Source organism: Actinomadura luzonensis, from assembly GCF_022664455.2.
GTDB classification, from domain to species: domain Bacteria; phylum Actinomycetota; class Actinomycetes; order Streptosporangiales; family Streptosporangiaceae; genus Nonomuraea; species Nonomuraea luzonensis.
In genome coordinates, this window is the sequence record NZ_JAKRKC020000003.1 from 136,779 (window position 1) to 147,635 (window position 10,857).

The window sequence follows — 10,857 nt, forward strand, 5'->3', positions numbered from 1 at the left end:
CTACCGGTCGCCGTAGTTGTAGAGCGGCTGGTTGACCGGCGTCGCGGTGGCACCGGTGAAGGAGACCGTGGTGACCGTCGCCACGAGGGCCGCTACGGCGACGCCGATGATCGCTGCTAAGAGGGCCTTGATCACGGGGGTTCCTCCTCGGAGCGGGCAATATGAGCGGGCCGCACCCAACTTAGAACCAATTCTTGCTACTCGGAAGTAGCTCTACGAAATCTTAATAAATCCCCTGATCAGCGGCCTGTCGGTTCGTCGAGCCGGTACAACCGCAGGTCACGGTCCTGCACTAGAACGTGTGCTCTGCGTAGCCATACGTCGAAGCGTGCGCGCTCTTCAACTGTCCCCGCGTCGACTATCACGTAGCGGATTCCGGCTCCCGCCAGGTCGGGCGAAGATCCTTCTAGTACGCGTTCTAGTTCAGCCGCCCGTGGGTCCTCGTTCTCCACGACCAGGTCCCCCACCCGCACGGCGTCGTTCGACACCACCCGCCGCCCCGGCACGGCGAAGAAGCGCTGCGCCGGGTCCAGCACCGGCCGGCCCGCGTTCCAGGGGAAGCGCCGGTAGGCCTCGAAGGGCAGCACCAGGACGTCGCCGGGCGCCGGGTCCGCCTCGATCACGGCGCGCGCGGCGCTCCAGCTCCGCGGGTACGGCACCGCCTCCAGGGTCCCGAGCGCGCCCCACGCCATCGTGGGCAGCACGGCCACGGGCACCACGGCCATCGCCGCCACCCACGCCCGGCCTCCCGCCACCCGCTGCGTGAGCGCCCCGAGGCCGAGCGCCGCCGCCAGCGCCAGCGGCGCGACGAACTGCTGCGCGTCCCGGAACACCGCGAACCCGCCCCACCAGCCCACCACCTGCCGGTACGCCTCCCGCCCCGGCTCGCTCACCCCCACGCACGCCACCAGCACCCCCGCGACCGCCGCCGCGGCCAGCCCCCGCCGGAACGGCGGCTCCGAGCGCAGGAACGCCGTCCACCCGACCACCACCAGCAGGATCCGGGCGAGCGCGCCGGCCCACGTCCCGTAGCCGGGCGGCACCGCGTTGGCGTTCCAGATGCCGCCCAGCGACAGCAGGCTCCCCACCGCGCCGAACGGGGTGTCGGCCCGCGCCGCGAACGCCTCCACCCCGACCGGGTCCGCGGCGAGCCCCTCCGGCCGGAGCGCGGTCACCACCAGCCACGGCAGGCTGAGCGCCACCAGCACCCCGGCGGTCACCGCCGCCGCCCGCCGGCCGCGCGTCAGCGCCACCGGCAGCGCCGTGAGCGCGGTGACCGTCATCGCGGCGAACCCGCCCGCCGCCGCCGGCAGCACGGCGAGCGCCCGGCGCCGTCCCCGCCACACCGCCCGCACCGCCCAGGGCAGCCCCGCGTACCCGAGCAGCAGCGCCCACTGCCCGATGAGCAGCCGCTCGGCCACGTACGGGTTCCACACGTAGAACGCCCCCGCCACCAGCCGCGGCCCGAGCCCGAGCGTTTCCGCCGGCGCCAGCGCGGCCGCCCCCGAGCAGCCCAGCACGAAGATCCCGAGCAGGATCGCCTTCTGCACCAGCTCGGCGGGCAGCACCTGGGCCAGCGCGGTCACCAGGGCGTCGCTCGGCACCACCCGGGCCGCTCCCCCGGCCAGCCCGAACGTCCAGGCCGAGAACTCCGGGTCCGGCACGAACACCATGTCGTGCAGCAGCACGAACCCCGGCCCCAGGCCGGGGCCGAGGGCCAGGCAGCCGAGGACCAGCCCGAGGAGGGCGGCGACGAGCCCGGCTCGGGGTGTGCGCGGCATTCCGTAATGACATCACAGCGCTTCCACCGCTATGTCCGTTCATGGTTAGGTTGCGGCGGGAGGACGGGGCGATGGAGACCGGGGCGACGGCCGGGGGCCGGGGATGGCTGCGCGGCGGCGACGCCGTGCTGGCCGCCGCGCTCGTGATGATCGCGGCGCAGCTCGTGTGGAAGTTCGACCTCGTCCGGCGGACGTACTTCCGCCAGGACGACTTCATGTTCCTCGCGCGCGGCCTGGAGAACGGCTTCACCTGGGACTACCTGATGCGGGTGGACTTCGGCCACCTCACGCCGGGAGCGTTCGCCGTGCACTGGGCGATGGGGAGGCTCGGCGGGCACAACGACGCCCTGGCGCACGCGCTCACGATCGGCCTGCAGGCGGCGGCCGGGCTCGCGCTGCTGCGGCTGCTGTGGGTGCTGTTCGGGCCGCGGCCCGCCGTCCTGGTGCCGCTCGGGTTCGCGCTGGTCACGCCGATGACGATCCCCGGGCTGTCGTGGTGGGCGGTGGTCGCCGAGACGCTGCCGTACCAGGTCGCGCTGCCGATGGCGCTCGCCTCGCACGTGCTGCACGTGCGGACCGGGCGGTTCCGGCACGCGGTGGCCGCGGCGGCCTGGACGGTGTTCGGGATGCTCTTCTTCGTCAAGGCGCCGTTCATCCCGGTGCTGGCCCTCGTGCTCACCCTGGGCTGGCTGGGCCGGCCGAGGACGCGCCGGGTGTGGGCGCTCTACCTGGCCGTGCTCGTGCCGTACGCGGTGCTCTTCCTGCACCAGCTCCTCACGTCCGTGCAGCTCACCAAGCAGACCTCGCCCATCTCGCTGCCGAGCGCCGAGGTGGCCGCCAAGTCGGTCTGGACGCTGCTCACCGGCTCGCTGGTGCCCACCTCGCTCGGCGGGCCGTGGCGCTGGCAGCCGATCGGCCAGGACTACGCGCTGGCCGCCACCCCCGCCCCGCTCGCCTGGGCGAGCCTCGCGGTGGCCGCCGCCGCGGTGACGGTGTCGGTGCTGTGGCGGCGGCGGGCCTGGCTGGCGTGGACGGCGCTGCTCGGCTACTTCCTGCTGGCGGACGTCGCGCCGATCATGCTGGGCCGCATCGAGCTGCTGGGCCCCGACCTGAGCGGCTACGAGCTGCGCTACGTCTCCTCCACGGCCGTGGTCGTCGCGCTCGTGCTCGGGCTGGCGTTCATCCCCGTCCTGGGCGAGCAGCGGCCCTGGCGGCGGCCCGCGATCCGGGGGCGCTGGGTGTGGGCGCCGCTGGCCGGCGCGGTCGTGGCGAGTTCGGTCTGGTCCGTGGCCGCGTACGCCGACCGGCCGCTCGGCCGCGAGGTCAGGAGCTACGTCGAGACCGCCGAGACCGCGCTGGCCCGGGTGCCGAAGGGCACGGTGGTGCTGGACACGTTCGTGCCGGACAAGGTGGCCTTCCCGCTGTTCTTCTACGACTACGCGCGCCACTCCAAGGTCGTGGACCCGGACGGCTCCAGCGGCGTCACATGGACGCGGCGGCTCAACGGGCCGATGACCACCCCGCTGATCTTCGACGGGCAGGGCCGGCTGCGCCCGGTGCGCCTCGACGGCATCACGCTCCCGACGGGCGACGACTGCGGCTCGATCGGCCAGGACGACGTCATGTTCATGCTGCCCGACCAGCTCAAGAACGCCGAGTACACCGTCCAGATCTCGTACCTGAACGGCGCGCCCAGCGAGCTGTCCGTGCGGCTCGGCCTCACCCAGACCAAGGTTCCCGCCGGGGCGCACCTGGGCGTCACCTACGCCACCCTGTACGGCGGCGGCAGCGAGCTGTACCTGCGCACGGTGGGCAGCGGCAGGACCTGCGTGGGCGAGATCAGGATCGGCGTCCCGGTCGCGGACGGGACGGCCGCCGCCGTCCCGCCGCAACCCGTGGAACGCTGACCGGTCACTTGCCGGGCTCGGGGTCCCTGGGCAGGCCGAGCATGCGCTCGCCGATGATGTTGAGCTGCACCTCGGTGGTGCCGCCGTAGATCGTCATGGCCCGGGTGGCGAGCACCGCCCGGTTCCAGTAGCCGGCGTCGCCCAGCTTCATGTCGGCCGCCGTGGTCGCGGCCGGGCCGAGCAGCTCGACGGCGGTCTCCGAGACGTGCTGGGCGTGCGAGGTGGACAGCAGCTTGCGGACGGAGGCGTCCGCGCCCGGCTCGGTGCCGGCGAGCTGCTTGAGCGTGACCCGCAGCGACAGCGCGTTGATGGAGTGGCCCTCGCAGATGACCCCGGCCACCGTCTGGACCTCGGCGGGGGTCAGCTCCCGGCCGAGCCGGCCGATGAGGCCGAGCAGGTCCGGCACCGACGCGCCGGTGCCGCCCGAGCCGGACGACAGCGACACACGCTCGTTGGACAGCGTGTTGCGCGCCACCTTCCAGCCGTCGCCGACCTCGCCCACGACGAGGTCGTCCGGGACGAACACGTCGTCGAGGAAGACCTCGTTGAACAGGTTCTCGCCGGTCATCTCGGTGAGCGGGCGGACGGTGACGCCGGGGGCCTTCATGTCCACCAGGAAGTACGTGATGCCCTCGTGCTTGGAGCCCTCGCTGGAGTTGCGGGCGATGCAGATGCCCCATTCCGCGACGTGCGCGACCGACGTCCAGATCTTCTGGCCGTTGAGCTTCCAGCCGCCCTCGACCTTCTCCGCCTTCATCTGCAGGCCGGCGAGGTCGGAGCCGGCGCCGGGCTCGGAGAAGAGCTGGCACCAGATCATCTCGCCGCTCAGCGTCTTGGGCAGGAAGCGCTGCTGCTGCTCCTCCGTGCCGTACACGGCGATGGACGGCACCACCCACGCGCCGATGATGAGGGCGGGCAGGCGGACCTTGGCGGCCTTGAGCTCCTGCGCGATGAGCACCTGCTCCAGCGGCTTGGCGGCGCGGCCCCAGGGGCGGGGCAGGTGCGGCATGACGAAGCCGCGCTCGGCCAGCGCCCGCTTCTGCTCCTTGCCCTCCAGCCGGGCGATCTCGGCGATCTCGGCGCGGATCGACTCGCGCAGCTCCTCGGCGTCCTCGGGCAGGTCCAGCTCCATCTCCCTGCTGACGCCCCGCAGCGCGAGCGCGGTGACCTCGGCGGCCCACTCGGCGGAGGAGCCGAGCAGGGCGCGCAGGGTGAGCGCGCGGCGGTAGTAGTAGTGGACGTCGTGCTCGAAGGTGTAGCCGATGCCGCCGAAGGTCTGGATGGCGTCCTTGGCGCACTGCACGGCGGCGTCGGGGGCCATCACGCCGGCGATGGCGGCGGCGTAGGCGAGCTCGTTGCCGTCGGCGCGGGTGGCGTCCCAGACCGTGGCGCGGGCCTGCTCCAGCGCGACGAGCATGCGCGACAGCTTGTGCTTGATGCCCTGGAACTGGCCGATCGGGCGGCCGAACTGCACGCGTACCTTGGCGTAGTCGGCGGCGGCGGTGACGCACCAGGAGGCGAGGCCGGTGGCCTCGGCGCCGAGCAGGACGGCCGCGAGGCGGCGCACGTCGGCGTCGCCGACGCCCTCCAGCACCCGCTCGGCGGGCACGGCGGCGTCGCTCAGCTCGACCTTGGCGACCGCGCGGGTCAGGTCCAGCGACTTCAGCTCGGTGACGGTCGCGGCGGAGGCGTCCAGCGCGACCCACAGCTCGCCGTCGGGCGTGCTCACGGGCAGCACCAGCACGTCGGCGGCGGCGCCGCCGAGCACCGGCTCGACGGAGCCGGAGACGGTCAGCGAGCCGTCCGCGGCGCGGCCGCCGGTCAGCGTGCCGGTCAGGGCGACGGCGCCGGTCAGGGTGCCGTCGGCCAGCCCCTCCAGCAGGTCGTGGCGCTTGGAGGCGTGGATGACCGCGCCGGCCAGCACGGTCGGCACGTACGGGCCCGGGGCCATGCGCTCGGCCAGCGCCTCGATGGCGACGGCCGCCTCCAGCAGGCCGTAGCCGGAGCCGCCCGACTCCTCGGGCAGGTGCAGCCCGAGCAGCCCCTGCTCGGCCAGCCCGGACCAGAACGGGGGGCGTCCCTCCGTGCCGGCGCGCAGCAGCTCGCTGGGGACGTTCCGCTCGGCCCAGCGGCTCACCGACTCCCGGAGCGCCTCGTGCTCCTCGCTCAATCCGATAGCCATCGCTCATCCTCCAGCAGGTCCGCGTGCAATGCCAGAACCATATTCTAGAGGATGCTTCTGGCCAACGCCTTACAACGGACGAACCTGCTGGGCGAGGGTGTTCAGATCCCGCCAGCGCGCCTTGTCCGGCTCGGGGATCGAGGCCATGAGCATGCCGGGCTTGGCCTTGCCGACCTCCACCAGCGCCACCAGCGCCTGCGCAACCTCCCGCGCGCCGCCCCGGGTGTAGGTCACCTTGTAGCCGAGCGTCCAGCCCTTGCCGGCCGCGAGCTTCTGCGACGCGGTCCACTCGACCGTGGCGCCCTCGGGGTACTGGGTGCGGATCGTCCAGCGCACCGCCTCGGCGGCCAGCGCCCGGTAGTCGGCGCTCGACGAGGGCTTCTTCGACGGGGACTCGCCCGGGTACATCGCCGACGCGATCAGCGTGTACGGCATCTCGACCTTGCCGATGCGCTGGGCGACCGTGTACGGCGGGTACGACCTGGCCTTCCATGGCGCGGCCAGGCGCGGGTAGCTGATGCCGGTGGCCTTGTCGGTGATGGTGCCGACGACCGCCGAGGCCGTGCCGGACAACGTCCTGAACGCCTTGCTCGCCGGCACCGGCGGCAGCGCGACCGGGCTCGCCGACGGGCCGGCCGAGGCGGAGGCCCCCGCGCCCGGCGCGGCCGTGCCGGTCGGGGCGGGCTCGACGCCGGCCACGTCCTCGCCGTCGCGCTGCGGCCTGTTCTCGGGGACGTCGCCGGAGAACAGCAGGAACACCAGCAGGACGGCCGCCACCGTGGCGATGATCGCGCCGGCCAGGTAGACGACCTTGATGGGGATGTCGCCGAGGCCGCGGCGCGGCGGCGTGGGCGGCAGCGGCGGCAACGACGTGGGCACCGCGCCCTGCTCCGGCGGCACCGGGCCGGGGGCCGGGTGCGGGGTCACGGGCGGGCGCTTGCGCTCCTGCTGCGGGGGCTGCGGGCCCGACGGGGGCTGGGGCCGGGGGCGTTGCGGGGGCGCCTGCGGGGCCGGGCGGCCGGGCGCCGGAGGACGCTGGATCTGGGCGGTCTCCTCGGCCGGCGGCGGCAGCACGATCTTGCGGAACGGAGTGGTGGGTGAATCCGTGGTAGGTCTCTGGTCGCCGACGTCCGCCATGGCCTTGAGGTTACGTCACGACAGAGCGGGTTATTTCCGCTATAGCCCCAGCAGAATCTAATTCTGTAAGGTCTGGCGACATGAGGGGTTTCTACGAGATCGCCGCTGACGACCCGGAACGCCCCGCCCTCCTCGGCGAGGAGGGCGTCACCTACGGCGCGCTGCTGTCCCGGGTGAACCGGGCGTCCAACGGCCTGACCTCGCGCGGAGTACGCCGGGGCGACTGCGTGGTGACCGTGCTGAAGAACGGCCCGGACGCGCTCACCATGATGCTGGCCACCTACCAGATCGGCGCCTACCTGGTCCCCGTCAACTGGCACTTCACCACCGAGGAGATCGACTACATCATCGCCGACTGCGGGGCCAAGGTCGTGATCTCGCCTGACGCCCTCACGGTCGCCGAGCTCGCCGCCGGGCAGCCGGACACCGCGCCCGCCGAGCGCTGGGCCGGCTCGATGATGCTCTACACCTCCGGCACCACCGGCCGGCCGAAGGGCGTGCGACGGCGGCTGCTGGAGCTGACGCCCGAGGAGCTGTACCCGATCCTCATGCGCAAGAGCTGGCGGCACTTCGGGCTGCCAATGGGCGGGGTGCACCTGGTGTGCTCGCAGCTCTACCACTCCGCCCCGTACGGGCAGGCGATGATGGCGCTGCAGTTCGGGCACGCGATCGTGGCCCCCGAGCGGTTCGACGCGGCCGAGACGCTGCGGCTCGTCGAGCGGCACCGGGTGACGAACGCGTTCATGGTGCCCACGATGTTCCACCGGCTGCTCGCGGTGCCGGACCGGGAGTCCTACGACCTGTCGTCCCTCACCCACCTCTACCACGGGGCCGCCTTCTGCCCGCCCGCCACCAAGCAGGCCATGATCGACTGGCTCGGCCCGGTGTTGTGGGAGTACTACGGCTCCACCGAGGCGGCGGTGGCGACCATGGTGTCGTCCCAGGAGTGGCTGGAGCGGCCGGGGACGGTCGGCCGGGCGCTGGACGGCATGACGTTCACCATCGTCGGCGAGCACGGCGAGGAGCTGCCGCCCGGCGAGCCCGGCCTGGTCTACATCGGCGGCATCAACCGCTTCGAGTACCACGGCGACCCGGACAAGACGGCCGCCGCCATGCGCGGGCGCGACTACACGCCCGGCGACATCGGCTACCTCGACGAGGACGGCTACCTGTTCCTGCTCGACCGCCGCACCGACCTCATCATCTCGGGCGGCGTCAACATCTACCCGGCCGAGGTCGAGGCGGCGCTGCTGGAGCACCCGGCGGTCGCGGACGTGGCCGTGATCGGCGTTCCCGACCCGGAGTGGGGGCACAAGGTGGTGGCGCTCGTCCAGCCCGCGCCCGGGGTGACGGGCGGCGAGGAGCTGACCGCCGAGCTGCTGCGGCACTGCGCGCCCCGGCTGGCCCGGATGAAGCACCCCCGCGTCATCGAGTACCGGGAGTCGTTGCCCCGCACGCCCACCGGCAAGCTCAGCAGACGAAATGTCCGGGAGGCGTATCTTTCGCCTTGAGGCGGGCATGCAACTGCCATGAGGCAGCCCATGAGGGAGACGCCCATGAGGAAGATCGTCGCGGGGCTCGCGGCCGCCGTGCTGCTGACCGGCTGCGGCCCCTTCTCCTCCGTGGGCGCGCAGTCCCCGACCGCCGCGCCGGCCGGGACGCCGGCGCCGCCGGCCGCCTCGACGCCGCCCGGCGGCTCGGCGGCGCCCGGCGGCGGGTCCGCGACCGGCCTGGAGTCCGCCTACGAGCAGGTCATCACGACCGTGCTGCCGTCCATCGTGCAGATCACCACGAAGGTGGGCCTCGGCTCCGGCGTCGTCATCGACGACGCCGGGCACATCGTCACCAACGCGCACGTGGTCGGCGAGGCCACCCAGATGACCGTCGCGATCGCCACCGGCGGCGCGGAGCGCTCCGCGCGGCTGGTGAGCGCCTTCCCCGCCGGCGACCTGGCCGTGATCAAGGTGGACGACCCCAAGGGGCTGCAGCCCGCCAGGTTCGGCGACTCGTCCAAGGTGCGGGTCGGGCAGATGGTGCTGGCCATGGGCAACCCGCTCGGCCTGTCGGGCAGCGTCACCGAGGGCATCGTCTCGGCGGTCGGGCGGACGGTCAGCGAGCCCCAGGAGTCCGGCTCCCCCGGCGCCACCATCGCCAACGCCATCCAGACCTCGGCCGCGATCAACCCCGGCAACAGCGGCGGCGCGCTGGTGAACCTGTCCAACGAGGTGATCGGCATCCCGACGCTCGCGGCCACCAACCCCGACCTCGGCGGCGGCGCGGCCCCCGGCATCGGCTTCGCCATCCCCAGCAACACCGCCGTGGACATCGCCAACCAGATCATCAAGGACGGCAAGGTCACCAACAGCCACCGGGCCGCGCTCGGCATCCGGGGCAGCACGGTCGTCGGCAACGACGGCGAGCCCAGCGGCGTCGGGGTCGCCAGGGTGGAGCCGGGCGGCGGCGCGGCCAAGGCCGGCATCAGGAGCGGCGACGTCATCGTCTCCGTCAACGGCAAGCAGACGCCCACCATCGCCACCCTCACCGAGACGATCGCCGCGCTGCGACCGGGCGCCAAGGTCAAGGTGGGGCTGCTCCGCGCCGACGGGTCCGACGCGACCGTCGAGGTGACGCTCGGCCAGCTCCCCGGCGAGTGAGCGGCCTCACTGCTTGGCCGTGAAGACGATCTCGACCCGGCGGTTCCTCGCCCGGTTCTTCTCCACCGGCTTGCCCGCCACCACGTTCGGCACCCGGGGGCGGCTCTCGCCGTGGCCGGTGGCCTGGAAGGTGACGCCGGCGACGGTGACGAGACCGCGCACGGCCTGCTCCACGGCCTGCGCGCGGCGCCGCGAGAGCGTGCGGTTGTAGGCGTCGCCGCCCTGGTCGTCGGTGTGGCCCTCGATCTTGATGACGCCGCCCGCGCTCTCCGCGTCGACCTTCTCCGCCACCTGCGCCAGCCGCCGCCTGGCCGCCGCCGTGAGCTGCCACTTGTCCAGGGCGAACAGCACGTCGCTGGTCAACGCGACGGTGACCTGGCGGCCCTGCTTGGTCTCGCTCTCGGTGCCGTCCAGGGACTCGACCGCGCCGACGATGTCCTCGACCGGCAGGACCAGGTCCTGCACCGCGCCGGTCGCGCCGGACGGCACGGGCGGGACCGGGGTGGGGGCCGGGGACAGCGCGATCAGCAGCGCCGCGCTAAGAGATCGGAACATCGGTGAGCACGCCGATCATCGGCATCTCGACGTTGATCTTCGTGACGTCGGCCGGCGGGGCGGCGAAGACCGCGTACAACGAGGACGCCTCGCCCTTCTCCAGGAACTGGCCCTGCGTGCCGGAGCAGACGCACGCGGCGCCCTGCTCGGTGCCGTTGCGGGCGACGCGGTAGCGCTTGGCGTTGACCGGGTCGATCAGCGCGACGGCCGAGACCGTGAAGTCCAGCGGCCCCGAGCCGAAGCCGTTGTGCACGTTGACCCGGCCGTCGAGGGCGGTGATCGTCCAGGTCAGGGTGGCGGTCCTGCCCTGCCGCTTCAGGCCGGTGACGTCCACCCGAGCCTCGCCGTAGACGTCGCCGCCGCCGACCTTGGCCTCGCGGGTCGCGATCACCCCGCCCTGCTGCGGAGGGGCCGACTGCTGGGCGGGCTGCTCGGCGGGCTGCTGGCTGGGCTGCTCGCTGGCCTTCTGGGTGGGGGCGGCGGCCGTCGTGCTCGCCGGGACCGGCTGCGACTGCCGCTCCTCGCCGCCGCCGCTCTGCGGGGCGCCGGGCATCATGCCGCAGCCGGCGAGCGCGGCTGCGGCGGCGGCCAGCGCGATCGTCTTTCGCATCGTCGTGATCACCTTCGTCGTTCCGGGGATG

The 10,857-nt window shown here is 73.2% G+C and carries 9 protein-coding genes; 3 read left to right on the top strand and 6 right to left on the bottom strand.

Features of this window, described 5'->3' with window-relative positions; genetic code table 11:
- A complete protein-coding gene (locus MF672_RS51670) occupies nucleotides 1–135 on the bottom strand; it encodes a hypothetical protein (protein WP_302893403.1) in 135 nt (44 codons plus the stop codon).
- A gap of 104 nt (nucleotides 136–239) precedes the next feature.
- Nucleotides 240–1,781, bottom strand: coding sequence for an MmpA family trehalose lipid delivery protein (locus MF672_RS45690; RefSeq protein WP_242374691.1), 1,542 nt, complete (start codon nucleotides 1,779–1,781; stop codon nucleotides 240–242).
- 71 nt (nucleotides 1,782–1,852) lie between these two features.
- On the opposite strand from MF672_RS45690, the gene MF672_RS45695 reads away from it, so the two are divergent.
- Nucleotides 1,853–3,688 carry a hypothetical protein gene (locus MF672_RS45695; RefSeq protein WP_242374692.1) on the top strand — a complete coding sequence of 612 codons (1,836 nt, stop codon included), beginning with the start codon at nucleotides 1,853–1,855 and terminating at the stop codon, nucleotides 3,686–3,688.
- A 4-nt stretch (nucleotides 3,689–3,692) separates the two neighbouring features.
- Here MF672_RS45695 and MF672_RS45700 read toward each other — a convergent pair whose 3' ends face one another.
- Nucleotides 3,693–5,870, bottom strand: coding sequence for an acyl-CoA dehydrogenase family protein (locus MF672_RS45700; RefSeq protein ID WP_242374693.1), 2,178 nt, complete (start codon nucleotides 5,868–5,870; stop codon nucleotides 3,693–3,695).
- A 69-nt stretch (nucleotides 5,871–5,939) separates the two neighbouring features.
- Nucleotides 5,940–7,007: a hypothetical protein gene (locus tag MF672_RS45705; protein ID WP_242374694.1), complete on the bottom strand. Its 1,068-nt coding sequence runs from the start codon at nucleotides 7,005–7,007 to the stop codon at nucleotides 5,940–5,942.
- Between the two features lie 80 nt (nucleotides 7,008–7,087).
- Here MF672_RS45705 and MF672_RS45710 point away from each other — a divergent pair, with 80 nt between their 5' ends.
- Nucleotides 7,088–8,518 carry an AMP-binding protein gene (locus tag MF672_RS45710; RefSeq protein WP_242374695.1) on the top strand — a complete coding sequence of 477 codons (1,431 nt, stop codon included), beginning with the start codon at nucleotides 7,088–7,090 and terminating at the stop codon, nucleotides 8,516–8,518.
- Between the two features lie 45 nt (nucleotides 8,519–8,563).
- A complete protein-coding gene (locus tag MF672_RS45715) occupies nucleotides 8,564–9,661 on the top strand; it encodes a S1C family serine protease (RefSeq protein WP_242374696.1) in 1,098 nt (365 codons plus the stop codon).
- A gap of 6 nt (nucleotides 9,662–9,667) precedes the next feature.
- Here MF672_RS45715 and MF672_RS45720 read toward each other — a convergent pair whose 3' ends face one another.
- Nucleotides 9,668–10,216, bottom strand: a complete 549-nt coding sequence (locus tag MF672_RS45720; protein WP_242374697.1) for an OmpA family protein — start codon at nucleotides 10,214–10,216, stop codon at nucleotides 9,668–9,670.
- Nucleotides 10,200–10,826, bottom strand: coding sequence for a hypothetical protein (locus MF672_RS45725; RefSeq protein ID WP_242374698.1), 627 nt, complete (start codon nucleotides 10,824–10,826; stop codon nucleotides 10,200–10,202). The genes MF672_RS45720 and MF672_RS45725 overlap by 17 nt, the downstream gene beginning before the upstream one ends.
- Nucleotides 10,827–10,857 lie beyond the last annotated feature (31 nt).